At 43.7% G+C, this 25,777-nt stretch carries 25 protein-coding genes; 11 read left to right on the top strand and 14 right to left on the bottom strand.

The genetic code is table 11. The annotated features are described in order from the left end of the window. Positions 1 to 220: 220 nt before the first annotated feature. From NT178_11345 to uvrA, 12 genes are all read right to left on the bottom strand, one after another. On the bottom strand, positions 221 to 1,714 hold the full coding sequence (locus NT178_11345) for a response regulator (protein ID MCX5813124.1): 1,494 nt from the start codon (positions 1,712 to 1,714) through the stop codon (positions 221 to 223). Positions 1,715 to 2,069: 355 nt separating this feature from the next. Continuing rightward, complete coding sequence (locus NT178_11340; GenBank protein MCX5813123.1) at positions 2,070 to 2,246, bottom strand: hypothetical protein; 177 nt, start codon at positions 2,244 to 2,246, stop codon at positions 2,070 to 2,072. Between the two features lie 25 nt (positions 2,247 to 2,271). Continuing rightward, positions 2,272 to 2,658 carry a hypothetical protein gene (locus NT178_11335; protein ID MCX5813122.1) on the bottom strand — a complete coding sequence of 129 codons (387 nt, stop codon included), beginning with the start codon at positions 2,656 to 2,658 and terminating at the stop codon, positions 2,272 to 2,274. Positions 2,659 to 2,667: 9 nt separating this feature from the next. Beyond that, entirely contained in the window at positions 2,668 to 2,988 is a 321-nt protein-coding gene (locus tag NT178_11330; GenBank protein ID MCX5813121.1) for a ParB N-terminal domain-containing protein, read from the bottom strand. Positions 2,989 to 3,421: 433 nt separating this feature from the next. After that, positions 3,422 to 4,759: a PAS domain-containing protein gene (locus NT178_11325; protein ID MCX5813120.1), complete on the bottom strand. Its 1,338-nt coding sequence runs from the start codon at positions 4,757 to 4,759 to the stop codon at positions 3,422 to 3,424. A 336-nt stretch (positions 4,760 to 5,095) separates the two neighbouring features. Beyond that, the gene (locus NT178_11320; GenBank protein MCX5813119.1) at positions 5,096 to 6,679 is read right to left on the bottom strand and encodes a class I adenylate-forming enzyme family protein; all 1,584 of its coding nucleotides are present in this window, start codon (positions 6,677 to 6,679) and stop codon (positions 5,096 to 5,098) included. 80 nt (positions 6,680 to 6,759) lie between these two features. After that, on the bottom strand, positions 6,760 to 7,548 hold the full coding sequence (locus tag NT178_11315; GenBank protein ID MCX5813118.1) for an IclR family transcriptional regulator: 789 nt from the start codon (positions 7,546 to 7,548) through the stop codon (positions 6,760 to 6,762). Positions 7,549 to 7,564: 16 nt separating this feature from the next. Next, complete coding sequence (locus NT178_11310) at positions 7,565 to 8,158, bottom strand: indolepyruvate oxidoreductase subunit beta (GenBank protein ID MCX5813117.1); 594 nt, start codon at positions 8,156 to 8,158, stop codon at positions 7,565 to 7,567. Between the two features lie 11 nt (positions 8,159 to 8,169). Beyond that, entirely contained in the window at positions 8,170 to 9,990 is a 1,821-nt protein-coding gene (gene iorA, locus NT178_11305) for an indolepyruvate ferredoxin oxidoreductase subunit alpha (GenBank protein ID MCX5813116.1), read from the bottom strand. Positions 9,991 to 10,003: 13 nt separating this feature from the next. After that, entirely contained in the window at positions 10,004 to 11,611 is a 1,608-nt protein-coding gene (locus NT178_11300; protein ID MCX5813115.1) for an AMP-binding protein, read from the bottom strand. A 276-nt stretch (positions 11,612 to 11,887) separates the two neighbouring features. After that, the gene (gene kdsB, locus NT178_11295; GenBank protein MCX5813114.1) at positions 11,888 to 12,652 is read right to left on the bottom strand and encodes a 3-deoxy-manno-octulosonate cytidylyltransferase; all 765 of its coding nucleotides are present in this window, start codon (positions 12,650 to 12,652) and stop codon (positions 11,888 to 11,890) included. 13 nt (positions 12,653 to 12,665) lie between these two features. Next, the gene (uvrA, locus tag NT178_11290) at positions 12,666 to 15,530 is read right to left on the bottom strand and encodes an excinuclease ABC subunit UvrA (GenBank protein ID MCX5813113.1); all 2,865 of its coding nucleotides are present in this window, start codon (positions 15,528 to 15,530) and stop codon (positions 12,666 to 12,668) included. 207 nt (positions 15,531 to 15,737) lie between these two features. Between uvrA and NT178_11285 the strand changes: the two genes are divergently transcribed. From NT178_11285 to NT178_11270, 4 genes are all read left to right on the top strand, one after another. After that, a complete protein-coding gene (locus tag NT178_11285; protein ID MCX5813112.1) occupies positions 15,738 to 16,625 on the top strand; it encodes an exosortase/archaeosortase family protein in 888 nt (295 codons plus the stop codon). Positions 16,626 to 16,943: 318 nt separating this feature from the next. Then, entirely contained in the window at positions 16,944 to 17,648 is a 705-nt protein-coding gene (locus NT178_11280; protein ID MCX5813111.1) for a choice-of-anchor E domain-containing protein, read from the top strand. A gap of 595 nt (positions 17,649 to 18,243) precedes the next feature. Continuing rightward, positions 18,244 to 19,002 (top strand): HesA/MoeB/ThiF family protein, encoded by a 759-nt coding sequence (locus NT178_11275; GenBank protein MCX5813110.1) that lies wholly within the window; start codon positions 18,244 to 18,246, stop codon positions 19,000 to 19,002. Continuing rightward, on the top strand, positions 18,999 to 19,265 hold the full coding sequence (locus NT178_11270; protein MCX5813109.1) for a ThiS family protein: 267 nt from the start codon (positions 18,999 to 19,001) through the stop codon (positions 19,263 to 19,265). Before NT178_11275 ends, NT178_11270 begins: the two co-directional genes overlap by 4 nt. 100 nt (positions 19,266 to 19,365) lie before the next feature. Here NT178_11270 and NT178_11265 read toward each other — a convergent pair whose 3' ends face one another. Together NT178_11265 and gpmA are read right to left on the bottom strand one after the other, a co-directional pair. After that, positions 19,366 to 19,566, bottom strand: a complete 201-nt coding sequence (locus NT178_11265; GenBank protein ID MCX5813108.1) for a cold-shock protein — start codon at positions 19,564 to 19,566, stop codon at positions 19,366 to 19,368. Between the two features lie 161 nt (positions 19,567 to 19,727). Further along, a complete protein-coding gene (gene gpmA / locus NT178_11260) occupies positions 19,728 to 20,471 on the bottom strand; it encodes a 2,3-diphosphoglycerate-dependent phosphoglycerate mutase (protein ID MCX5813107.1) in 744 nt (247 codons plus the stop codon). Between the two features lie 776 nt (positions 20,472 to 21,247). Here gpmA and NT178_11255 point away from each other — a divergent pair. From NT178_11255 to ftsY, 7 genes are all read left to right on the top strand, one after another. After that, on the top strand, positions 21,248 to 21,799 hold the full coding sequence (locus NT178_11255; protein ID MCX5813106.1) for an ABC transporter substrate-binding protein: 552 nt from the start codon (positions 21,248 to 21,250) through the stop codon (positions 21,797 to 21,799). Positions 21,800 to 21,802: 3 nt separating this feature from the next. Next, complete coding sequence (locus NT178_11250) at positions 21,803 to 22,342, top strand: hypothetical protein (GenBank protein MCX5813105.1); 540 nt, start codon at positions 21,803 to 21,805, stop codon at positions 22,340 to 22,342. A gap of 220 nt (positions 22,343 to 22,562) precedes the next feature. Then, entirely contained in the window at positions 22,563 to 22,763 is a 201-nt protein-coding gene (locus NT178_11245; GenBank protein ID MCX5813104.1) for a twin-arginine translocase TatA/TatE family subunit, read from the top strand. 11 nt (positions 22,764 to 22,774) lie between these two features. Further along, positions 22,775 to 23,749, top strand: coding sequence for an L-threonylcarbamoyladenylate synthase (locus NT178_11240; GenBank protein ID MCX5813103.1), 975 nt, complete (start codon positions 22,775 to 22,777; stop codon positions 23,747 to 23,749). Between the two features lie 304 nt (positions 23,750 to 24,053). Beyond that, complete coding sequence (locus NT178_11235; GenBank protein MCX5813102.1) at positions 24,054 to 24,251, top strand: hypothetical protein; 198 nt, start codon at positions 24,054 to 24,056, stop codon at positions 24,249 to 24,251. 3 nt (positions 24,252 to 24,254) lie between these two features. Beyond that, the gene (locus NT178_11230) at positions 24,255 to 24,506 is read left to right on the top strand and encodes a hypothetical protein (GenBank protein MCX5813101.1); all 252 of its coding nucleotides are present in this window, start codon (positions 24,255 to 24,257) and stop codon (positions 24,504 to 24,506) included. A gap of 172 nt (positions 24,507 to 24,678) precedes the next feature. Next, entirely contained in the window at positions 24,679 to 25,587 is a 909-nt protein-coding gene (gene ftsY / locus NT178_11225) for a signal recognition particle-docking protein FtsY (protein ID MCX5813100.1), read from the top strand. Positions 25,588 to 25,777 lie beyond the last annotated feature (190 nt).

Here is a 25,777-nt window from a genome sequence, read left to right as displayed (position 1 = left end):
GCTTGCCGTGGTATGGGGAACTGTCAACGGCTGACCATTCTCTCTTCCCTCAACTACCAGACGCCCTATGAAGTCTATCGTCAGGCTCGATGTGGTGCGCTCTAAAGTTAAATTTGCCCCTTACTCCCTTTCAAATACCCCCGAAAACTGACCCCCACTCCTAACCCCCCCCCTTTTTTTATGACAAGTGAAATAGGCGAAGATGTTCCTGACTCCCTTCCTAATGGCCGTCCAACGTTTTGCGGACAGTCTGACCCAGAACGGCCACCGAATAGGGTTTTCGCAAGTAAGCACTGGCTCCCAGGGCTATGGCCTCGGCAACGTGCTCACTTTCGGAGAACCCGCTGGCGATAATGGCTTTTTGCCCTGGCCTGATCTGCAGGATACCCTGATAGGTTTCCAGTCCGTCCATGCCAGGTGCCATGATCATGTCCAGCAGCACGAGGTCTACTGTGTTTTTCTTCAAATATTCCATTGCTTCTTGCCCGCTTGCCACAGTTTGAGCAACATAACCTAAGCAGGAAAGGATCTCCTGCGCAAGTTCCCGCTGTTGCTTTTCGTCATCAACGACGAGGATGGTTTCGCCGCGACCATGCCAGGCATCGGTGGCTTCCGGCAAACATGCGGATTTTATATCTTCATGAACTGCGGGAAGATAGATGGTAAAACGCGTCCCCTCACCGATCTTGCTATGCACATCCATGAACCCGTTGTGGTCCTTGACGGTTCCCCACACCACGGCAAGCCCCAGACCTGTGCCGCTACGGCCCATGACCTTTTTGGTGTAAAAGGGTTCGAAAATTCTTGCCAGATCATCGGGCGCAATCCCGGCACCCGTGTCGTTTACACTTACGAGGGCATAATCTCCAGGTGGAATGGTCTCGTAAGCATATAAAAGCGTACCCACCGTGACGTTTTCGGTAACAATCGTTACCCGTCCCGGACGACCGCCAACAGCCTCAATGGAGTTAGTCATCAGGTTGGTCAGGGCTTTGCCCAGATGAGCAGCGGATCCCCTAATATTGAGCAGGTCCGGCGCCAACCCGGTTTCAAAAGCCACTTGCGGATACGTCATGGTTAGCGTCGCAAACTCCAGGCTCTTTAGATAGTCTCTGACGGTGTTGTTGAGGTTGAGAACGGTTTCGGTCTGAACGCCTCTGCGAGCAAGGGTCAGCAAATCCTGAACAACGGCGGCGGCACGTTCTCCGGACTCTTTTATGGTTACAAGTGGTTTGTGCAGCGGGCTGTCGGGTGGCAATCCCATTAGCAATAAATCCGGATAAGTCACCAGCCCGACGAGGATGTTGTTAAGATCGTGGGCCACACCTCCGGCCAACAGCCCCAAAGCCTCCATCTTCTTGGCCTGCTGAAGTTTTTCCTCCAGAATGCGGCGTTCCTGCTCCGTGCGGATACGCTCGGCCATCTGCTTCTGAAGTTTGCGGTTAAAATCCTCCAAACTGAAGGCGCGGAGGATGAGAAAAACGGCGATTGGCCCGATAAACGCCGAGGCTACAAACGCATCGATGGTCCCTATGAGCAACAGGTTACGATCGAGGCGGCCCCACAAGATCAGGCTGGTAATGCTGTTCATGAGGAAGGTAATGATTTCGGAAGTGACCACGACAAAACCGACAAGAATCCAGGGCCAGCGCTGGGAGCCGCGCAGTATTGCGGATAGCCGATTGAATAAAATGTTAAAGTAATCGTTAATCATACCTTAACCCTTAACGGACAATATGGGTAATGGATAAAAGTTTGTTTTCACAAGAGAAAATATCTCATGAATTATGTTGCGTGTCAAACTGAAAAAAGCACTTGCTATTTGTAAGCGGGCACAAGGTAAGTTGTGCCCGCAGGTCGAGTGGAGACCATGGGTAGACCACAACTAACTGACTAACCCTGCTCAGCATCGGCGAGAAGTACGTAGCTCTTCTCCCTCGCCAGTTTTTCATCGCGTGCAACTGCGTATGCTACCCCCGGCTGGGTCATCTTCAGGCGTTCTAAAAGCTGAAGTATAGGTAGGGGACATCAGTTTCCTTCACGCTTCACGAGATACGCATCACGGTCTTTTACACTTGTGGTGGTCTTTTCTTGCCGTATGGAGCCTTTGGCGCCTGTTGTTGCACAAAATCACAGAAAACCTGTAGTTCATAAAGAAACTTTTCAATATCTTCCCTTAAATAAGTTCCAAGGCCCGTCTCAAAGGTTGTCTTCATTGATATAAGACCTTTAACCTGTTTCTTCACGGATACGGGTTTTGTATTATTCGGGTCAGGTTTTACTTTTTTGTATGCTGTGAGTCTGCTCTCTAAAGTTGTATAGGTCACTGGTGTTTTTATAATGTCGGTGAATATCTGGACAATCAAGGTTTGCAGCAAAGAGATAACCCTGAGAAACGGGGAGATTTCCTGCCTGAATTTCGGCCTGAATCTCGGGAGAAAGTTTTAAAAGTGAAATTATGTTAAACAGCGTAGATATTGACTTTGCAGCAATTTTGGAAATTGCTACAAACGTTGTAGCAATTTCCTCAGGTAGGTCTTCGGGCCTCCGATTGTACATTACTAATTCACTCATAACCCCGTCCATACCATACCCCTTGTCAGGATGTTTCGCCTGAATAAATGAGAGTATTCCTTTAGCCTGATCTATGGGATTCAAGTCCTCCCGTTAGAGGTTCTCTGTAAGTTGAAGGGCTATGGTGTCCCCTAACTCTTTGCCTGCTTCAATAACTCTCACCGGTACGGATTCAAGTCCGAGTTGCCGGGCTGCAACGAGACGTCTCTCCCCGCAGATAAGTAAATATGTTCCGTCATTCTGTGCGGTTACGATAAGCGGTTCTAAGATGCCTTTGTCTTTAATTGACTGCACGAGTGATTTAAATGAGTCTGTTTCAGTATTAATACTCGATCTCACCTGTTCCAACACTATAATCTTGTCTACGGAGATATACAGAAATTCAGGATTTACGGTTGTCTTTTTTGTTGCCATAATGTCCCCTTTTTTGAATTTTTGTGAAGCGGGTAAAGCCGTTAAGCGTTATTCGTGAAGTCCCCGCCAAGCGAGGACAGGTGCAACTCGTAACCCGCAACATTGTCTTCCAAAGTCCCTTTTAATGGTGTTTTTATTGTAGAAATATCGAATGAATGTGTCAAGGTTTTTTATGATTTTTCTATGGGGCTGTCAGGTGACCTTACATCCTTTGCGTCAATCATTATAGAACAAAATTCATTTTATTTGGAATCGGGTAGTACACAAAGAAGCAACTTCGCGGTTTTCGCAGAAGCAAGGGTTATGGATAGAAACATACTACCACGGTCCTTTTCTTGACGAATCTTTTTAACACCTACGAATGTTGCATATGGCCTTTATCTTGTGTTTGTGGATTACGGGATAAAATCAGCAAGGAATAATGAATATTCATTCATTTCTTTTTATAATATTCTGGATACAATTTTTCTGCACACTCCGGACAGATACCATGGGAAAAATCTGCTTCAGAATGGTCTCTTACATACATCTCCATCTGTTCCCAGTATCCATTATCATTGCGTATTTTCTTGCAGGAAGCACAAATGGGGAGTAATCCGCTTAAAAGCTTGACCTTGGAAAGCGCTTCCCTGAGTTCAAGGATAAGCCTCTCGTTCTCTTCCTCGGCCTTCTTACGTTCTGTAATATCAACGGCAAAGCCTATGATCCCGATAATTTGCCCTTCGTTATCTCTGTATGGTATCTTATCAGTCTGGACCCACTTTGTGCCGGTTGGCGTGTTTATTGGTTCAATTATGCCTGTCTTGGGCTTGCCCGATACGATAACCTCTTTGTCATCCTCCCAATAGTCAGCCCTCTGAGTGGGATAAATTTCAAAGTCTTTTTTTCCTTCTATTTCATCTCTGGGTAGCCCCGTTGCCTTGGCAAGTGCTTTGTTGACACGAATAAACCGCGCTTCGCGGTCTTTGTAAAATATCATAATTGGAGAAGAGTCAATGATGATCTGGAGTTCTTCACGATGTTTCTGTAAATCAAAAAAAAGAAGGCTGTAAGGATTCTCCAGGCCCGTAACAATGATTGCTTGATAAATCAGATAGAACGAAAATATTTTGAAGTAATGACCAATCAGATTTGATAAACCGAAGACACTGATATAAAAGGTAAAAGCCAACTCCGAAAGGATTGTAAAAAGGATTGACCATATAAGCAATCGCATGATTTTCGGATTAAAACTCTCTCGGTGGTGTAACAGCAGAGCCAGAGATGATATGAGGATGAGGCATATAACGTATTCACTGACAATTTTAAAAGGGGTCAGGCCCTTGCCTTCTATAAAACAATCGGGAAAGAAAGTATTGGAAAAAGCCGCAGCAAGAAGGATAAGGGTTACGGAAAGATAAAAACCGATAATAGCGCCGGGATTCAGCTTCCGGTTTATAAACCATGGAGCCGCAAGGAGTGATAGACTTTGCACATAACGGGCCATAATCCACAGTTGCGTAGGCAGATTGGCATCGAACCCGCGAAAAATCCCCATACCCTTGTAGGCCAGGGTATGAGCAAAATCAATAAGTCCAGCGAATAAAAAGGCGATGCCGAGAAAGAGGACATAGTTATTGTTTGACAGGCGACGGGTATTCCAGGAGATCATGAAGAGGGAGAAGACAATGACAATTGAAAAACTCTCTGCGACAATATGAAAGAGGAGGTAGCTATATAAACTTGTAAGATAAAGCCCGACACATAAAAAAAGCCAAATAATTAAACTCATGAAATGATTTGTGGTTATTGATTGAAATGACGCACGCATATTATTGCTCTCCGAGTTCATGTAGATTTGTTCTACATTGATCCATGAATTGACTATTCCATTCTCTTACAATTTCTATTTGTTTTCAAGCGAAACTTCACAGCCCATGGGAGATTGTTGGTTACCACTTCAAATACTGTACTGTAAAAAGTATAGCCGAATGCTCGATAAGAGGAAGTTATTTGTGCTTTATGCAGAAACGCGCGGCATGAACCCAGGCAAAAACCGCGAAGCATTAACCCAAGACCGGTTTACCCAACAAGGCAAAAACATTTTTTTTGAATGCAATCCTTGCAATTACTTTATTTTAAATGCTTCCTCCATACCTATATACTTTTTCCTCAGTTTTGTCTTCTCTATCTTACCGGTTGGATTCCGGGGAACCTCACCGAAAAAGACCTTTCGGGGGCGCTTGTACTTCGGCAATTTCTCGCAGTATACAAGAACCTCTTGCTCGGTAAGGGTCTTGCCGGGCACCACATCAACTACAATGCCGACAATCTCTCCAAGACGTTCGTCGGGTATACCGATGGCAGCGGTATCCTTCACACAGGGGTTTGTGTGGAGGAAATCTTCAACTTCAACAGGGAAGACATTCTCGCCGCCGGTGATAATGACATCTTTTTTCCTGTCCACGATATAGATAAAGCCGTCTTCATCTTCTCTTGCCATATCGCCGGTAAAGAGCCATCCGTTTATAAGCGCCTTTGCCGTTGCTTCCGGGTTCTTGTAATACTCGCGCATTACGCTGTTGCCGCGGACACAAAGTTCTCCGGGATCGCCCTTTTTTACAGGAATGTGGTTTTCATCAACAATTTTTGTTTCACAGTTAAAGCCCGGACGACCTATAGAGCCGACCTTGTGGATATTTTCAATCCCCAGATGGACACAATTCGGTCCTGTCGCTTCGCTCAAGCCATATGTGGTATCGTAGGCCATATCCAGAAAATACTTCTTCCAGTGGATGATCAGGGAAGGCGGAACCGGCTGAGCGCCTATATGCATGAGACGCCATTGGGAAAGCTTGTAATCTTTTAATTTTAGTTCGCCGCTGTCCAGTTTGAGCAGTATATCCTGAGCCCAGGGCACAAGAAGCCAGACAATCGTACCTCCTTCCTCGTTCACCGCTTCCAAAGTCCATTCCGGCGAATTGCCTTTCAGAATTACAGAAGTGCCTCCCACGATAAGGCTGCCGAACCAGTGCATCTTTGCGCCTGTATGGTAAAGGGGCGGAATCAGTATGAAGATATCCTTTTTTGTCTGGAAATGGTGCATGTTCTCAGTAATACAGGCCGTTGCCATATTTAAATGTGTAAGCAGAATCGGCTTCGGCTGGCCTGTTGTGCCGGAGGTAAAATATAGGCCGCATGGATCTTCGAAGGTAATGTTAACAGTCGGCGGCAACGGGGATGATCCGGCCAGAAGCATAGAAAATGACTCGGCATAGGAAGGATATTTTTCACCTGCGCAGATATAGTGTTTGATAAAAGATAACCCGGCCCTGATAGGCCCTATTCTTTCTTCGAATTCTTCGCCGAAAACAAAAATATCGGGTTGAGCCACATCAGCGCAATATTGGATGTCGCTACTCGTGAAGCGGAAATTGAGAGGTACTACCCATGCACCCGTCCTTACTATGCCGAAATATGCAATAAGCCAGTCTATGGAATTATTCATAAGATGCATGACCTTATCGCCTTTTTTAATGCCCTTGGACAAAAGCACGTTGGCAAAACAATTTGCGCGCTCATCAAACTCGCGCCACGTTATGGTAAACCTTTTGCCCTCTGCGGGCATCCTTTCTACAAGTGCAATATCATCAGGATACATCCTGCCGTTCCTTGCCAGCATCTCGCCAATATGGACATTAATGTCATTCATTTGTAACCCCCTTTGATTAGATTATCGAGTATTAAACCCATTTTTTGTTAATCCGTTTTGGAGACTTTTTATAGACCTCTTTAATGTCTACCGCCGAGCATTGCAGAAAATTTTCCGGCATGTTCAGCTACTATAGCGCCATACTCTTCGATACGTGATTCGGGGAATGTCCCCATGATAAACATTGACCCGATCAGTCTCTCCTGTGAATCAAAAACAGGTGCGGCAATGACATTGATGCCCGCATTCAATTCACCCATGTCAAAGGCAAAACCGGTCTGCCTGCATTGCATAAGCTCGGTTTCCAGTCTGATGCGATCCAGTTTCGAGGAGTCGCCGTGAAAAAAGAGTTTGTCCTGCTTGAGTATCCTCTCTCGTTCCTCCTCCGGCAGAAAGGCAACTATGGCCTTTCCATGGGCGCCGTGGGTAATGTTGAACCGGTATCCGAGACGGATTGTAACACTGATGTCTTTATCCGCCTCCTGCCTGGCAACAACAAAGATGTTCTCCTCATTTATGATGCCGAATAGGGCTGTGCTACGGGTCTTTTCGGCAAGGGTTTCAAGAAATGGACCTGCTATTTCGCTGTAATTTAAGCTATCCAGAACCCTCCTTGACAGGGATATCAGTCCGAGCCCCAGAGAGTATGTTTTCCCCGCAGGATCTTTCTGTACAAAACCATACTTCTGAAGGGTGTTGAGGATCGAGTACCCCTTGCTCTTATGTATACCGACATTTTTACATATTTCTGTCAGATTTATCTTCTGCGACGGGTTTTTCGTAAGGCAGAGCAGGATTCTTGCTGCCTGATCCACCGCAGGGACTAAACCGTTATATTCGGATTTCTTTACCTGTACTTCTTTATCCAAAATGCCTCCTGAGCCTTTAAATAATTTTTCTTCCTTCATAGAACGCTTTCGCGTTAAGCTCATGGAGTTTTGTCGGCAGAAGCACTTTTATCGCGTCTGTCCATTTCTCTTCCTTGATTTCGGGGAAGAAATTGGAGAAGGCGCCTGTAAGGACGACATTTGCAGCCTGAATATTACCAAGTTCCCTTGCGATCTCCTGCCCGTTGATTATCCAGACATTGTCCTTGAAGTGTTTCCTGAAAGTTTTTTCAATATCTCCGGGGTATTCTACCTGCCCAAGGCTTACGGCAGGCGGAAGAATTGCCTGTTTATTGATAATGATTTTCCCTTCCGGCTTTACCCAGTTTATGTAACGTGCAGCTTCAAGCAACTCAAAGGACAAGAGAAAATCCGCCTCACCGTACTCAATAAGAGGCGAGTACACCTTTTTTCCGAAACGGAAATGTGTGGTAACATCTCCGCCTCTCTGGGCCATACCGTGAACTTCAGCCTTTTTTACATCATACCCGGCGCCAAGGAATACTTCGGCAAGGATGTTGCTCGCAAGAATCGTACCCTGGCCGCCAACACCTGAAAGAAATATATTCGTCACTTTTCCGTTATCTGTCATAATCCGCCTCCTTACTTTGCGCCCGGTACAATGGCTTCAAATTTACAGACCTGAACGCAGACTTCGCAGCCGACGCATTGATCTTTGTTGATAAAAACCGTGCCTTTCCTTTTATAACCATCCTTTGTCTGGCCTTCGGCCTTCTGCCAGCTTACGGCAGGACAGTTGATTTCGAGACATACCTTGCAGCCTCTGCACCTGTCAGTATCTATTGTGTACACCGGGTGTTTGAACTTTCCCAGGGGATTTGCCCTGCGGAGCAGCATACAGGGACTGTTCACTGTGATAATTGCAGAGGCATCGTCCCTGTTCACCTCTTCTCTGATCACTCCCATGGTTTCTTCAATATTATAGGGATCTACTTTTCTTACATTTTTTACACCCACAGCCCTTACTATCTGTTCATAATCGACTATCGCGGCAGGTTCGCCTTTTATCGTATATCCCGTGCCCGGGGTTTCCTGTTGTCCTGTCATGGCCGTAATCCCGTTGTCGAGGATAATCGTAGTTGAATAACCTTTGTTATACACCGTGTCCATCAACGGCCCTATACCGCTATGAAGGAATGTAGAATCACCGAGCACTGCACAGATCTTCCCAAGCCCCTTCTTGCCGAGGACCTTTCCCGCGCCATAGGCGCCGCCTATACCGGCACCCATACAGGTTGAAGCGTGCATTGCAGCAAGTGGCGGTGCTACTGCCAGCGCATAACAGCCGATATCGCCGAACACATATAGCCCCAGCTTTTTCAAGGCATAGAATAATGGCCTGTGAGAACAACCGGCGCACAGGTTTGGCGGTCTTCTCGGCAGATTTTCCGGTTTTATCATTATTTTCGGTGGTTTATATTTCCTGCCCTCCACAACTTTTATAAGCGATTGTTTGATTATACCCGGCGACAATTCGCCCATTGCCGGGATCAGGTCTTTACCGTGCCAGACCTTATAGCCCATTGCCCTGATCTCTGTTTCAAAAAAAGGGTCAAGTTCTTCCACCACAATCACCTTTTTGACCTTTTTAAAGAATTCGGCAATCATGTTTTTTGGCAGCGGCCATACCATACCAAGCTTCAAAAAGGAATATTGAGGGAAAACATCCTTTGTATAGAGATAGGAAACGCCTGACGAGATAAAGCCTATGGAAGGATCATTGATCTCCATAACATTGTAGGGAAACTCCGTATCCGCGTATGCGGCAAGTTTCGCTATTTTATCCTCAAGGGCAACCCTCTTTGGTCTTGAATACATTGGAACCATTACATATTTGGGTGTGTCTTTCTGGTCAAGACCTTTTGGAATCGCAGATTCCTTTCTTTCACCCGATTCCACAACAGAATCGCAGTGTGAAACCCTTGTCTCGGTTCTTAATAGCACCGGTGTATCGAATCTCTCGCTAATGTCAAAGGCTATTTTCGTAAAGTCCTTACACTCTTGCGAATCAGCCGGTTCAATCATGGGTACCTTTCCGAAACGGGTCCAGTTTCTGCTGTCCTGTTCATTCTGAGAACTATGCTGGCCGGGGTCGTCGGCCACGACAATAACAAAACCGCCCTTGACGCCGGTGTAAGAAATGGTCATAAAAGGATCGGCAGCTACATTCAACCCCACATGTTTCATGCATGCAATAGCCCTTCCACCGGCAAGGGAAGCACCGTGTGCAACTTCAACCGCTATTTTCTCGTTGGGGGACCATTCCGTATAAATTTCATCATATCCGGATATTTCAGCCATAATTTCACTGCTCGGTGTCCCCGGGTAGGCGCATCCGATTATTACACCTGCCTCCCAGGCACCCCTTGCAATTGCCTCATTCCCTTGCATTACTTTCTTCATATCGTCGTCTCCTTTATTGATGATCGCTCCATTTTCCATATCTTTCTCTTAGTACCCTATGGAGTATTTTACCCGGCCCTGATCTTGGCATTTCCTCATCTTTAATAAAAATTACGTTCTTGGGGACTTTGTAACCTGCAATCTTGCCCTTGCAATAAGAAGAGATCTCTTCCGGTGTTGCTGTTTGCCCCTCATGGAGTACAATAACGGCTGCGACCTGCTCGCCCCACTTTTCATGAGGCACGCCGATAACCGCCACATCTTTTACCTTCTCGTGTCCGCCCACAATATTTTCCACCTCGGACGGGAAGATATTCTCGCCGCCGGAGATGATCATATTCGCCTTTCTGTCAACGAGAAATACGTATCCATCCTCATCCTTGTATGCCATATCGCCTGCAGTGAAAAAACCGTCTTTCATAACTGATGCCGTCTTAGCAGGGTCTTTCCAGTAGCCCTCGAAGAGCATGGGACTTTTTGAGTAAAGTTCTCCAACCATATTAGGTTTTGTAATAAGATTGCCATCTTCATCGTAGAGCCTTATCAAATCCGTGCCGATAAACTCCCGTCCGCATGAACCAAGTTTTGCAAGCTGCTCTTCCGGTTTCAGGATTGTGACGCAACCTGCTTCTGTTGAGCCATAGGCTTCGTCAAGTTGAGAATTGGGAAACATCTTAAGGATGCCGAGCTTTGTATCGCGTCTGGCCGGAGCAGAAGAGATAAGCAGTTTCTTGATGGAAGTGAGATCATACTTCTTCTTCACCTCATCAGGAAGGGCAAGCATCATAATATAGTGAGTCGGCACAAGGGAGGTAAAAGTGATCCTGTGGTCAGAGAATGTCTTGAGCAGGTCTTCCGGATCAAAGCTTATCATGTTGTAGCACATAACCGTTCCGCCCACCCAGGTAACAACAAAGGAATAGTTCAGCGAATTTATGTGGCAGCAGGGCATAACAAGAAGATTTGTATCATCAAAACCGAAGACATGGTCATAAATCATGATAAGGAATTGTGAGAACATGTTTGCATGGCTTTTCATGACCCCCTTGGGCTTACCTGTTGTACCGCCTGTGTACATGAGCACCCAGATGTCGTCGGCATCCACCTGCACAGCCGGTTCTTCCGGGCTTGCCGCCGCTATAACATCTTCATAGGAGATAAAGCCGTCATAATAGCGGTTATCGGAGGAGAATGAAACGTATTTTTCCACTGAGGGAAGATTCTTCTTCATGACGTTTACTATATCTATCCATGGATATGTCTTACCATCTCTCTGATCTGCCCCGCCTTGAACAATAAAGACTTTAGATTCGCTGTTATTGATATTGTATTCCATTTCCGGCGCAGAAAGTCTGAACATAATGGGCACACAAATAAATCCGCCTTTTGCAGCAGCGGCATAGATATCCATCCACTCCACACAGTTGTATGCAAGGACAGCAAACCTGTCCCCTTTCTTCATGCCCATGCCTGCAAGGGCATTTGCAAGCCTGCATGAACGTTCATTCCATTGCTTAAATGTGTATTCCTTGTACAGATCCTTAGCGCCTATCTTGTCCGGCCATTTAAAGGCATTTACCTTTAATACATCTTTTGCCGTCATCCAGTGACCGTTGTTCATATTGTCCTCCTTAATCAGTATTATATCCGGTTGATGGAACACATTATTTCATTAAATATCGTTTTTATTTGTTCGCACGTGCACAGTGCCCTTTAATCTGTGTTTAAATGTTCTGTATATAGAACTATGTTCTGTATATGATTTATATTAACGAATACAGGGATATTTTGTCAACAGGAATTGTACAGGTCTTTTTATTTTTATTTAGTATACAAAGACAAAAATATGCGCAGTAAGATAATTTTGGTTGAACAGGTTAAAATACACCTACCAAAGTCATTTCATCAAATTCCGTGCCTGTTCCAGGTCTTCTTCAGTGTCGATGCCGGCCCCGTCGTAATTGGTTACTAATACCTTAATATCGTAGCCATTTTCCAGAACCCTGAGTTGTTCCAGCGATTCCGCCGCCTCAAGTATCCCCTCTTCCATTGTAACATACTGCTTAAGAAAATCCCGTGAGAAGCCGTAGATGCCGATGTGTTTATAGACACATTTTGGATTGCGGATTTTGGATTGCGGATTTTGGATTTCAATCTCAGAGGAAGACATGGTGTCTCTAAAAAACGGTATGGGCGATCTTGAGAAGTAAAGGGCAAAACCAAACTTGTCAAGGACAACTTTAACGATATTCGGATTCAAATAATCCGCTTCCTTTTCAATGGGACTGCAGAGTGTTGCCATATGGAGGCGTTCCTTTTCCATTGTATAAAACAACGAATCAATAACGTCTGTCCTGATGAATGGCTCATCGCCCTGAAGGTTTATGATAATATCCGCTTCCTTGTCTTTAATCGCCTGGTAAACCCTGTCTGTGCCGCTTTTGCATTTCGGGCTTGTCATTACCACCTCTGCCCCGAAAGATGCCGCTGCATCCCGTATCCGTTCATCGTCCGTTGCAATGAAGATACTGTCTTTTAAAGCCGAACTCAGAGCTTTTTCGTACACCCATTGAATGATCGGCTTGCCGGAAATCTCCATAAGTGGTTTGCCGGGGAGTCTTGTTGAGGCATATCGTGCGGGAATGACAATAACTTTTTTCATAATACCCACCCTTTCATGTTTTTGCCTTCTTCCTTTGTGACCTTCTGGCCTCCTGTTCTTCCCAATACTTCTTTAAAAACATCCCGGTATAGCTCTCATCTGTCAGTAGTATCTTTTCAGGACTTCCCTTTACAATGACCTGGCCGCCTTTTTCTCCGCCTTCAGGTCCCAGGTCTATAATGTAATCGGCACATTTTATCACATCCATATTATGTTCTATAACTACTATTGTGTTGCCCCGTTCAACAAGTTCGGAAAGTACGTGGAGCAGCTTTTCGATATCTGCAAAATGCAAACCCGTTGTGGGTTCATCAAGGATATAGAGTGTGCTTCCCGTATCTCTTTTCGAAAGTTCCCTTGAAAGTTTAATCCGTTGCGCTTCGCCTCCTGACAGCGTAGTTGCTGCCTGCCCAAGTCTGATATAACCCAGACCTACATCGTTGAGCACCTTGAGCTTGGTTTTTATGTGGGGATAGGCATCAAAAAACTCTGTAGTCTGTGTAACGGTCATTTCAAGGACATCGGCAATGCTCTTGCCTTTATACTTAACTTCCAGGGTATCCAGGTTGTATCGTTTGCCTTTACAAACGTCGCAAACTATATAGACATCGGGTAAAAACTGCATCTCGATCTTTACAAAACCCTCGCCTGCACAGGTCTCACACCTGCCTCCCTTTACATTGAAACTGAATCTGCCTTCCCTGTACCCCCTCATCCGTGATTCGGGAAGCTTGGAGAACAATTCTCTGACGTGGGTGAATATGCCTGTATATGTGGCCGGGTTGGATCTTGGCGTTCTCCCGATGGGAGACTGATCGATGTCTATAACCCGGTCTATCATCTCAAAGCCTGAAATTCCGTCCACCTCTCCAGCCCTGTCTTTGGATTTATACAATTTTTGTTTGAGCAGGGGATAGAGTGTATCAACAACAAGGGTGCTCTTTCCTGACCCTGAAACACCGGTAATACAGGTAAATACCCCGAGCGGTATATCGACGTCGATGTTTTTCAGGTTATTCGCCCTTGCGCCTCTTATATTAATAAAGGCCTTCGGCACACGCCTCTTCTCGGGTTCTTCTATCCTCAGCCTGTCCGATATATACATGCCTGTTATTGATTCACTGTGATTTATCAACTCTGCCGGTGTGCCCTGAAATACGAGATATCCTCCGTTTTCACCGGCACCGGGACCCAGGTCTACCACATAGTCTGAAGACATAATCGTATCCTGGTCGTGCTCTACCACAATCACGGTATTATCGAGGTCGCGAAGCCTCTTCAGGGTTGTGAGAAGCCTTTCGTTATCCCTCTGATGGAGCCCGATACTGGGCTCATCGAGCACATACAGCACCCCCGTAAGTCCTGATCCGATCTGTGTTGCCAAGCGTATCCTCTGTGATTCCCCCGATGAAAGCGTGGCGGAATTCCTGCTCAGGGTAATATAGTCAAGTCCCACATCAATCAGAAATTTCAGGCGGGAGGCGATCTCTTTGAGTATTGTCTTGGCTATCTCTTGTTCTTTCATTGTTATTGCCGATGATTGTGCTTTGGAGGATAATGAATTGAAAAAAGTGAGACATCCGGCGATTGTCATCTTCGCAACATCGTCGATGTTCTTATCTTTTATTTTTACCCAGAGCATTTCTTTTTTTAGCCTTGCGCCTTTGCAGGCCGGACATGGAATCAGATTTATAAATCTCTCAAGCTTCTCCTTTCCCCAGAAGTCTGCCCTTTCCCATTCATGCTGCAGTTCATTTATAACGCCCTGATATGGTTTCTTGACAAATTCTCTCCTGGCGCCTCTGTCATGGAAAAACTCTATTTCCTCCTTGTCAGAACCGTAGAGGATTACATTTTGAACATGTTTAGGAAGCTCTTTGAAGGGCGTATTCACGTCAATTTTATAGTGATTTACCAGCGCTTCGAGAAAGGGTAAAAAATGGACCGGGTTCTTTTCACTCCAGGGAATAACAGCGCCCTCCCGGAGCGAGAGGTCATGATTGGGGATGATCAGGACAGGATCGAAATACTCCTTTACCCCGAGGCCGGAACAGTTTGGACATGCCCCATAAGGGTTATTGAAGGAGAACATCCGGGGAGCAATTTCCGGATAGCTTATTCCACAATCCGGACAGGCAAACTTTTCACTGAATATCTGTATACTCTTATCCGTCTCTATTTTTACAATCCCCCCTGCCTTATGTAGGGCAAGCTCAACCCCCTCATAGAGCCTTCGCTCAATCCCGTCGCGCAGGACAATTCTGTCTATAACAACGTCTATCTCATGCTTTTTATTTTTGTCGAGGACAACATCTTCTGACAGATCGATGATCTTCCCGTTGAGCTTTATTTTAGTAAAACCCTGTTTCCTTAACTCGTCTATCTCTTTTCTGTACTCACCTTTTCTGCCCCTTACAATGGGCGCAAGGATGGTTATTTTTGTCCCTGTACCAAGGGAAAGAATACTGTCCACAATCTGGGGGACATGCTGGCTCTTTATCTCCTTGCCGCAGCTATAGCAAAATACATGGCCGATGCGTGCGAAGAGGAGCCGTAAATAGTCGTAGATCTCTGTCACGGTGCCGACTGTGCTGCGAGGGTTCTTGCTTAAGGTCTTCTGTTCGATGCTTATTGCCGGGGACAGCCCTTCAATATAGTCCACATCGGGCTTGTCCATCAGTTCGAGGAACTGCCGGGCGTACGATGAAAGCGATTCTACGTACCTCCTCTGACCCTCCGCATAGATGGTATCAAAGGCAAGGGTTGACTTGCCTGAACCGCTCGGTCCCGTGATTACCACTATCTTATTCCGTGGAAGTTCCACGTCTATGTTTTTGAGATTATGTTGCCTTGCCCCTTTTATAGTTATCTTATCCACAACCTAACTAATGTATCAGATTTCAAGGTTGGAGTAAACAGCCCTGGCCCAAGTGCAGCAATTCGTGGCTATTACCTTTGATATCAGAGTTTTTTAGAGGCTATGAAAATGCAAAACAACAGATTTAAAAAAACCAAACTAAAAAATCTTTTGCAATAAAAATGAAATAGTTTAAAATACCTGAATAATCTTAAAATAAGGTAAAAATTGAAAAATATATTTATCTCTCTTAAAGCGTATCTTAATAAAAGAAATAGTATTTTTTTTATTTCAACTCTGGTGATATTAAGAATATGTTTTGAGGCTCTGATAATTCTATTTCGAATTGATACTTATGCTGAGTACTACTCCCACATTATTTTAGTCCCATTAGCAAGCGGATATCTAATCTATAAAAAAAGGAAAATTATTTTCTCTAATCTGGAGCATTCTTATGCAGTTGGCATCCCGCTTCTGGCAGTCGGGATTATTCTTTTTTTGCTTGGAAGAAACATGAGAGAAAATCTTGGTATGAATGATTATGTTGCGCTGGTAATCATTTCTGCTCTTATATTGTGGATAGGCAGTTTTATTGTTTTGTATGGTATAAATGCTTTTCGGGCGGCATTTTTCCCGTTTTTATTTCTTTTATTTATAATTCCTTTTCCAAGCCTATTGCTGGACAAGATTATCTATACATTGAATGTTATATCTGCATGGATCACTTATATTTTATTTAAGCTTGCCGGAATTTCATTTTTGAAAGAAGGGTTTGTTTTTCATTGTCCAGGTATTGATATATCAATTGACCAGCAATGCAGTGGAATTCGCTCTGCCATGGGAATATTGATGCCTGCTATATTTTCAAGTTATCTTTTTTTGTACACCGGGTGGAAAAGAGCTTTGTTTATCTTTTCTGTTTTTCCAATTATTATATTGAAGAACGGTTTCCGTATTTTTGTGCTTTCTATGATGGCAATTTATTTAAATCCACAGCATCCTGTCCTGGAGTTTTTGCATCTTCGTGGCGGTGCATTATTCGCTATACCTGCGATATGTCTTTTGGGGTGCATTTTCATATTCTTAATAAAATCAGAGAAAAAAAAGCGAAATTAAGTTTAACCCGGATTATGTGGGTCATATTCACATTTTACAGTTATTTTAAACGCACCAATAAAACCGGACAAACATCATTAACATTTTTCTGATCCAGGTTAAAATAAGTTTCTGTTGAAAAAATAATATGAATATTATGAATGTTTTTGCGTAAAGTAATGTGCCAATATTAACCAAACTGCCTGTTATTGTAATGTAATATATCTTGACAAAAAAACTATACTGTGTTAAAATAAAAATGTATTTTATTTATGATGTAAAATGAGAGGTACAATAAAGATGACAAAAAAATCAATAATATTTTCAACCACTTTTCTTTTGATTTTATGTTTAGCTATTGCAGGTGCAAAGGCAGACACAGTTTCGTACACTACGTCAACCCCTATTCCATTGACATTGACTGACTGGGCCGCTTCATATTCCCTTCAATTTCAGAAATTCAATATACCGAATGCAACATTAACCGATATGGAACTACGACTTTCAGGCGGCATGGAAACAATAATTACAGTTAAAAATACAGGTACCACACCGGTTAGATACGGCAGTGCAAAGACCGAACTCATGATGGGTGTAACTGACCCGCTAAACCTTTTACCTGATCCTTATGGCAGCCAGCTTGACATAAGTTTGCCGACAGGCACCGGTTATTTATTCGCCACCCCTCTGCTTCCCCTTGCCCCCGGTCAAACCAGGGTGTCAACCCTTTTTAATGGAAGCCAGAACATATTTATGAATTCTAACAACCCTGCAATGCTGGCTGAATTTTCAGGTACTGGGAATATTGATCTCCCCGCTTCCAGCCTAACTATGTCATGGACTTCATTTTCAGGAGGGAACGTTGATACATCTCAAACCACGACCGGGAGCTTAACCGGCCAGGTTACATATACATACAACCAAAATCTCAGTGTGCCCGAGCAATCATCTATACTGTTTGCAATACTTGGTTTTCTTGGTATTGTTGGTTTAAGCAGGAAATTCAGATCCCGACTAAACGATGCCGGATCTTTTCCACATTGAATTAGTTTGGTTTTACAAAAAAGAGAAATGAATTACCCCGCGGCAAGCTACGGGGTATGTACCCGCTGGGCAATCAAAAAATAGGACAAAATCAGGTTTCAAAGTAAAAAAACAGAACCATTAAAGCTTTGTTTTTTAAAATCGGTTACTTTATCTGTTCATCTGAAAATAATACTTTGCAAGTATTAAATATAATTTGCAGATTTAATATTTCAGAAGATTATTTCATCAAATATGATCGTGGGTTTTTTTGAGCTTTATTCTATAATAACCAGTATTCTTGTATTATAGAAAAACAGTCAAATCAGCATCCTGGTAAACAATTTATTGAAAAATTATTTAGCAGATTAGGTTAATTATGGTATAAATTATTGTCAAAATAAAGGACTCAAAAAACATTAATGTTTTGACAAAAATAAAGTGTGAATTAAATCAATAATTGATTTTTACTGAACACAGAACAGTGGAACTCGCGTGTTTCCCCTTCATATTTAAAAAACACGGAGATTATCCAATATCAATCAGGCCTAAGGATTTGAGAAAGAATTACTTTATCTGATTTTGCAGATATGAAAAGGAGGTTGGAATAAAATAAATGAATACAGAACCTATTTCATTGAGCGAAGAAGAGCATGCAAGATACACCAGGCAAATGATCTACCCCGACTTTGGTGAAGAAGGTCAGATTAAGCTGAAAAAATCCCATATATTGATTGCAGGCGTTGGAGGACTGGGCTCTCCCAATGCAACAAACCTTGCCTATGCCGGCATCGGCAAACTCACCATCATTGATTGTGATGTTGTGGAATTCTCAAACCTTAACCGTCAGTCCCTTCACTGGGAGAGAGACGTTAATGAGCAAAAGGTCATCTCGGCTGCAAATAAGCTGAAACAAATGAATTCAAAAATGGAAATTATACCTCTGCATGTCAGGATAACAAGCGAAAATGCCGGGCAACTCCTGAACGGGGTAGACCTTGTCATGGACTGTATGGATAACATGGAGACAAGGTTTATTCTCAACGAATACTGCTTCAAAAAGGGTATCCCCTACATCTTCGGAGGGATCCGCGGTTTGGAAGGTCAATTGACTACCATTATACCCGGTAAGACACCGTGTCTTGAATGTCTCTATCCACGGGGCATAGAGGGAAAAAAACCATTTCCCGTATTCGGGGCAACCCCCGCCCTGATTGCATCCTTGCAGACAATGGAGGCAATAAAGCTCCTTACAGGTCTCGGCGAGCTTCTGGCCGGCAGGATGCTGTATGTGAACGGAGAAACAATGGAATTTATGATAATAAATATAAATAAGAAAAAAGACTGCCCTGTGTGCAGCGGAGGTGAAAGATGAGTATTAAGGCAACGCTCCACCCCGTACTGAAAGACGGCGTTGAAGTCCAGATGGATGTTGAGGGAAAAACCGTCGGCGAATGTATAAAATCAATATTAAAAGTTCATCCTGCCATGGAAAAGAAGATGTTTGATAAGAACGGCAAGCTAAAGGGTTATATAGAAATACTTGTGAATGGGCAGGGTATAGGCATGAACGAACTGGCCTATGGGACAAAAGATGGTGATTCTATGTCTGTCCTTGTTTTTCTGTCAGGGGGGTAGACAAGGTAGTATTATATTACACAAAGACAAAAACCTTATTCAAACTTTGCAGGGTATATTATTGAGCAGACCCGGAGGAATCCGGGCCTGCTTGGCTGGCTTAGAGTTTTACTACGTTTGCCGCTGCTGGCCCCTTCGGACCGCTGACAACTTCAAATGTCACTTCCTGACCTTCAGAAAGTGATTTGAAACCACTGTCCTGGATGGCTGAATAATGTACGAAAACATCATTTCCATCTTCACCAGTTATAAAACCAAAACCTTTTGACTCGTTGAACCACTTAACAGTCCCTTTTACCATAGGATTAAACCCTCCTTGAATAATATTGAAGAATACGGAACTGTGTTGTGGGTGACTACAAAAAATCAAAGGCAATTTGCGGCCAAAACAACAGGTGCTTCCGAAACTTCGCTTAATAATATCGCACAGGGAAATTGCAAAATCAACTTTATTTTACTCTTTTATTTCTTTAATTGGTCTTCTACAGATTGCATCGCATGTTTTACCGCCTCCTGGTCTCCCAGGTAATAGCTCCTGATCGGCGTAAGGTCATCTGTAAGCTCGTATACAAGGGGTATTCCTGTAGGGATATTGAGGGAAGTAATCTCATCATCCGGTACATCATCCAGATACTTTACAAGGGCACGGAGACTGTTCCCGTGGGCACAGATAACCACATGTCTGCCCCCTGAGACAGCCGGTGCTACAGTGCCCTCCCAAAAAGGAATAAAACGTTCAACAGCATCCTTCAAACATTCTGTGAAAGGTATCTCCTCGGGTTTTAAACCGGTATACATGGGATTCTTGCCATTGTAGCGCGGATCATCCGGTGTGAGCGCCGGAGGGCGGATATCGTAACTGCGGCGCCAGAGAAGGACCTGCTCCATCCCGTGCTGTTCGACCATTTCGGCTTTATTAAGACCTTGCAGCGCCCCGTAATGACGCTCATTGATCCGCCAGCTATTATAAATGGGAATCCACATAAGATCCATTTCTTCAAGTACGATCCAGAGGGTTTTTATCGCCCGCTTCAGCACTGATGTAAATGCCACATCAAAAACATACCCCTCTTTTTTAAGTATACGTCCGGCCTGAATTGCTTCCTCTGTACCTTTTTCTGAGAGCGGCACATCGGTCCAACCGGTGAAACGGTTCTCCATGTTCCAGACACTTTCTCCATGTCGTACAAGGACAAGTTTTTTCATCAAAAGCCTCCTCTTACAGACCCGGAAATCTTCCTGATCCCGCATGTCCGTTTTATTCTTGTTGTTCTAAAACCGAATTTGAATACCATTTATAACAGCATCTTTTATAACAGCATCTTTTATAACAGCATCTTTTATAACAGCATCTTTTAATATCTTCTTAACACAATAAGAATTTGTTTTATAATCAAATGAAACACCAATGCAGATATTTGTCAAATTTTTTATATCAACCGGCCTATCCTCACGTTTTCCCTGTTTTCAATAAAAATTGAACAGTATCACCAATAAAACCGTGAATGGTTTTCAATTACAAGCATGAGGAAAAACCTCAACCGATTTACAACAAAACAGCCTGCAAAGAATAATGATATTTCATACATTATTTAGGTTGCAAAATAGCCGGAATTGAATCAGAATGATAAGGAAGGGTACGTATGATCCTTATAGGGGGTTATATATGATATTAACGCCAAAGGAGGTGCAGCCGGATACCGATTTGAAGCTGTTTTTGCTGACGACAAATCGAAGCCGGCTTATGCTGGCCGCCTTGCAGAGAAGCTCATTACCGAAGATAAGGCGGATTTTCTTATAGGCGTCCTCAGTTCGGAAGTGGCCATAAAGGTTACCGAAGTATCCCACAAATACAAGAAGATATTTATCGGATCGGCCCATTCTTCATCAACACTGACTATTGAATTTTTCCAGCCCTTTTATTTCAACGTCCGCAAAAACTCCTTTCAAGCTATGGCGGCAGGCACTCTCTTTCTCAGGGAATTAAAAAAACCAAACCCTGGCGGTCAATGGTCCATATCGGGCCGGACAACCGATATGGACAGGAAAATCTCATTGAGTTTCAACACAATCTCAAACGTTTTCGAGTCGATTACAGGTTCGTCACTGCATACTGGCCAAAATTGAATACCAGGGACTACAGTCCCTTTATTTCTTCTATTCTCAGAGACAATCCTGACGTCCTTGTGATCGGGCTCTATGCCGGCGACTTCAGAGAGTTCATCAGACAGGGCAATTTAAGAAAGCTTTTTTCACGCACCATTGCCTGCAAATTTATTGCAGGGGGCCATTATGAAAATTTTAGTGATTCAAAAGATGAGGTGCCCCTCGGCATGTACTTTTCTGGTTCCAATTTCCTCAACTGGCCCGACACTGAAACAAAACGTAATTTTGTCGAGAAAATAAGACATTCAACCGGAGAATATCCTTCAGTTGTTTTCGAAGACTTTTACTCTGCGGTCCACCTTTTGGCGAAAGCTATCGAAGAAGCGGGTAATCCCCATGACACCAAGGCGCTGATCAAGGCAATGTAAGCGATGAAGATCAAGTTTCCCGTAGATCCCGATGGATTTACCTCATATATGCATCCCGAAACCCACCAGATTGTACAGGTAGCAGCCGTAGGGGAGGTCATGAAGAACAATAGTTACCCTCCGGCGATACGGATGCTGGGCAACTGGAGATTTTTTCAAGGCAGAGGATCTTGTGCTGCCTATGGATTATGTTATGGAAAGAAGACAAAAGGCGTTAAAAGAAGTGGTACAAACCAACAAACTTTAAGGATAATTGATTCACACAATGAGGTTTACCTACATGCATCCCAGTTGAAGCCGCACATCGTCTACCCGGCAGATGAAACGCTTATCAGCATCGATCCTGAGATCCCGGACGAGCTTCAACGTGTCCCTTTCAGATTCCAACCGTCAACCCGGCAGTATGAGTGGGTATTGAACGACAAAAAGACCGGTGTATTCAGTCCGCTCTTTTTATGGAAGCCTGCACGCGGCAGGTATGAATTATCAATCGTCGATAAACAAAACTATGTCCTCGATTCAGTGGGTTTTGTAGTCAGGTAGGGGCAACAGGTTATGTTGTTGACTAATATATTGTAAAAGTGATACTTCTATTACCGGGGTTTGCGCCTGTCCCCGTAAGGGGGTCGTCCCCTCCACCGGCAAAGCCGTCGGAGCCACCCCCTCTTGCTTGCTGTGCAAGCTAAATAGATTCTCACGGGTGACGCAAGTAAGTTACTGGGGCATGCACATGCCCGTAAGCATATGTGCAAGGAGGAAGTATATGTTTGGCCTTGGAATGCCGGAACTCATTGTAATAATGGTGATAGCCCTGGTCATTTTCGGAGCTGGTAAACTGCCGGAGATCGGGGGTGCTATCGGCAAGAGTATAAAGAGCTTTAAAAAATCAATCAACGAGCCGGATGAAACAGATATCACCCCAAAAGATGAAAAGGATACTAAAGCCCCTCCTCCGAAGACATAATATTACCCTGTATGGAATTTTTGAACGGTTTTGAACATTCATCGATAGACAAAGCAGTTACAATATTGAAAAAAGGTGACGTTGTTGCCTTTCCCACAGAGACCGTATATGGCCTTGGCGCTGACGCCCTGAACCCTTATGCTGTCGCAAAAATATTTGAGATCAAAAAGAGGCCGAAATTTGACCCGCTCATTGTCCACATAGGAGATAGGGAATGGATATCAACCATTGCGGATTATATACCCCCTGAAGCCGAAAAGCTGATCGATAGATTCTGGCCCGGCCCCCTTACCCTGATACTTAAAAAACAGGATACCATACCCGATATCGTTACTGCCGGCCTCTCCACAGTGGCCATACGCATGCCCTCTCATCCGGTAGCGTTACAACTTATAAGGAGCTTCAATAATCCCATAGCCGCGCCAAGCGCCAACCCTTTCGGTTACATAAGCCCCACCAATGCGCAACATGTTGCAAAGATGCTTGGAGAGGTGGTGCCGCTGATACTGGATGGAGGAAACAGCAACTACGGAATAGAGTCAACAATAGTGTCCTTCAACGAAGGCAAAACATATCTGCACAGACATGGCGCAATCAGTTTCGAAGAACTTTCCGCAACAGTAGGGTCTGTTTATGAAAAGGAGAAAAATAACGCCTGTGAAGCGCCAGGGCAACTGCCCTATCACTATGCACCAATAAAACCCTTGAAAATTATTCATACAATTGACGAGATACATGATATGCAGTCATCTTTTCTCGCCTTCAGGAAACCGCATGAAACACCAATCTCAAAATATGTTAAGGTTCTGTCAAGCACAGGAGATATGAGAGAAGCTGCTGCAAATTTTTTTTCTTACCTTATCGAATTGGATCGGGATGATGTTAATATTATTTACGCTGAAAGCATACCGGAAACAGGTCTCGGGAAAGCTATGATGGAAAGGCTTAAGAAGGCGTCAAAAAAATATAGGTATATAACCCATTGATAATTTTAATAATCCGTGATAACCTATTTTTATGAAAAAGCTCATATTGAAGTATACATTTTTTGGGATAATAGCTGAATATATTAGGTTTTTAATTTGCTCAGTTCGTAGGCAAATTAGTTTAACTGCCTTTAATATCAGTATGTTAAGAACGCTATTCTATGATTTATTCACAACATTTCCACAAAAATTGTGGAAAACCTGCAAAAACCCTGTTTGTTTAAGCATATGCATAGTTTTGCTTTGCATACCGGTTTTGTTTTCTTGCAGTTCATCCAAAGCAGCCAAAAAGACAACTCCTACTATGGAAAACGCTGTGATCTCGATGAGCGAGGATGAAGTAAGGAAAAAACTCGGTGAGCCCGATGTGGTAAGCAAAACGCTTGAAAATAATATCATATGGACATACAAACCAAAGTGGAAGATTATGCCGGACAACAAAGATACGATTTATGTTGAATTTGAAAACGGCAAGGTGACAAAAATTGTTAAAGCAAGGTGAAATATGATATGCGAAAAATGTGCGGGCGAGATTGAGACTATATTATGTAAGAACTGCAATAAAGAGATTTCAAAGCTTGGTTCATACTGTTATGTCTGCGGAAGTAAATTCGAAAAAGCAGAAGAAGACGTAGAAGTAGAGGAATCGGACATTGATCTTGAACACAGAATACTATGCAGCGACGGTGCGTGTATCGGCATTATTAAAAACGGGTTTTGTAAACTATGCGGAAAACCGTACGAGCCGGAAGCTTGAGGAACAAATCCATGATAAAGTTTAGATGTTTCGGGCTTAAATGTAACATAAAACCACCAGCAATGGTATGAAGACGATATTGATCAATTTTTAACCACTAAAACAGGGTTCTACGATAGAAATTCCGGCACAGCTTCATATTAATATCATTATCTAAATCACGGGATAAAAAATGGGTTTTTTTGACAAGATAAAGAACGGTTTAACAAAAACGAGGGATCAGTTACTCACAAAGATTGAATGGGCTGTAAAGGGAAAGCCCATAGATGAAGATTCATTCGATGAATTTGAAGAGGCGCTGCTCCTTTCGGATGTAGGCGTTGAAACAACGGTATTTCTCGTAAATGCACTGAAAGAGCGGTGGAAAAGGGGACAAATAAAAACATCCGATGATATTAAACAGTGTATGATAGAAGAGACTGAAGCGCTTCTTAAGCCTGTCGAAGCGTCTGTTTTCATCGATGCCCACAGGCCTTTTATAATACTCGCCATTGGTGTAAACGGTGTCGGTAAAACAACCACAATAGCAAAGATTGCAAAGTTATATGGTGAATCCGGAAAGAAAGTCCTCTTCGGTGCCTGTGATACTTTCAGGGCGGCAGCAGTAGAACAACTTGAGGTATGGGCAGAAAGACTCGGCGTTGAGGTTGTTAAACACAAAGAAGGCTCCGATCCTGCCGCAGTAGCTTATGATGCTACAAAAGCAGCAACAGCAAGGGGCATTGATGTATTGATGCTTGATACGGCAGGCAGACTCCATACAAAGGTAAACCTTATGGAGGAGATGAAAAAGATCAAAAGGATAGTCAGTAAAGAAATTGATGGAGCGCCTCACGAGATATTGCTTGTCGTTGATGCTACGAATGGACAGAATGCTATAGCCCAGGCGAAAGCGTTCAACGAAGCGCTCAATGTAACAGGCATAGTAATAACAAAGCTTGATGGTACTGCAAAAGGGGGTTTTATCCTGCCTATTGCCCATACGTTAAAGATACCGATAAGATTTGTCGGCGTTGGCGAAAAGTTTGACGACCTCATTCCTTTTAATGCAAGGGACTTTGCAAAGGCCCTTTTCGAGTAACTAACCCCTTTTGTATTCTCAGTGAAAACCGGATTCATCGACTCAGTTATTTTTTGGCTGAATCGTACGAAGCAGCGTCTGCATTGCTTTTACGGAGATTTCCTAAATCCGTGCAACTGTTTCACGGATTTCCACAATTGCTTTCACTGTGAGAGCAATTTCCTCCGGCAGGTTTTTGAGTCTCATCTCA

The organism is Pseudomonadota bacterium (assembly GCA_026388255.1).
Classification (GTDB): domain Bacteria; phylum Desulfobacterota; class Syntrophorhabdia; order Syntrophorhabdales; family Syntrophorhabdaceae; genus JAPLKB01.
The sequence above is the reverse complement of the archived record's forward strand: the minus strand, read 5'-3'. Positions and strand labels throughout refer to the sequence as shown.

Bases quoted from the DNA above. Each gene is read 5' to 3' on its own strand.
- NT178_11345 (MCX5813124.1), bottom strand. From the start codon at position 1,714: ATGATTAACGATTACTTTAACATTTTATTCAATCGGCTATCCGCAATA.
- NT178_11330 (MCX5813121.1), bottom strand. From the start codon at position 2,988: ATGGCAACAAAAAAGACAACCGTAAATCCTGAATTTCTGTATATCTCC.
- NT178_11325 (MCX5813120.1), bottom strand. From the start codon at position 4,759: ATGAGTTTAATTATTTGGCTTTTTTTATGTGTCGGGCTTTATCTTACA.
- NT178_11320 (MCX5813119.1), bottom strand. From the start codon at position 6,679: ATGAATGACATTAATGTCCATATTGGCGAGATGCTGGCAAGGAACGGC.
- NT178_11310 (MCX5813117.1), bottom strand. From the start codon at position 8,158: ATGACAGATAACGGAAAAGTGACGAATATATTTCTTTCAGGTGTTGGC.
- iorA (MCX5813116.1), bottom strand. From the start codon at position 9,990: ATGAAGAAAGTAATGCAAGGGAATGAGGCAATTGCAAGGGGTGCCTGG.
- NT178_11300 (MCX5813115.1), bottom strand. From the start codon at position 11,611: ATGAACAACGGTCACTGGATGACGGCAAAAGATGTATTAAAGGTAAAT.
- kdsB (MCX5813114.1), bottom strand. From the start codon at position 12,652: ATGAAAAAAGTTATTGTCATTCCCGCACGATATGCCTCAACAAGACTC.
- NT178_11275 (MCX5813110.1), top strand. From the start codon at position 18,244: ATGAATACAGAACCTATTTCATTGAGCGAAGAAGAGCATGCAAGATAC.
- NT178_11270 (MCX5813109.1), top strand. From the start codon at position 18,999: ATGAGTATTAAGGCAACGCTCCACCCCGTACTGAAAGACGGCGTTGAA.
- NT178_11265 (MCX5813108.1), bottom strand. From the start codon at position 19,566: ATGGTAAAAGGGACTGTTAAGTGGTTCAACGAGTCAAAAGGTTTTGGT.
- gpmA (MCX5813107.1), bottom strand. From the start codon at position 20,471: ATGAAAAAACTTGTCCTTGTACGACATGGAGAAAGTGTCTGGAACATG.
- NT178_11250 (MCX5813105.1), top strand. From the start codon at position 21,803: ATGAAGATCAAGTTTCCCGTAGATCCCGATGGATTTACCTCATATATG.
- NT178_11245 (MCX5813104.1), top strand. From the start codon at position 22,563: ATGTTTGGCCTTGGAATGCCGGAACTCATTGTAATAATGGTGATAGCC.
- NT178_11240 (MCX5813103.1), top strand. From the start codon at position 22,775: ATGGAATTTTTGAACGGTTTTGAACATTCATCGATAGACAAAGCAGTT.
- NT178_11235 (MCX5813102.1), top strand. From the start codon at position 24,054: ATGGAAAACGCTGTGATCTCGATGAGCGAGGATGAAGTAAGGAAAAAA.
- NT178_11230 (MCX5813101.1), top strand. From the start codon at position 24,255: ATGATATGCGAAAAATGTGCGGGCGAGATTGAGACTATATTATGTAAG.
- ftsY (MCX5813100.1), top strand. From the start codon at position 24,679: ATGGGTTTTTTTGACAAGATAAAGAACGGTTTAACAAAAACGAGGGAT.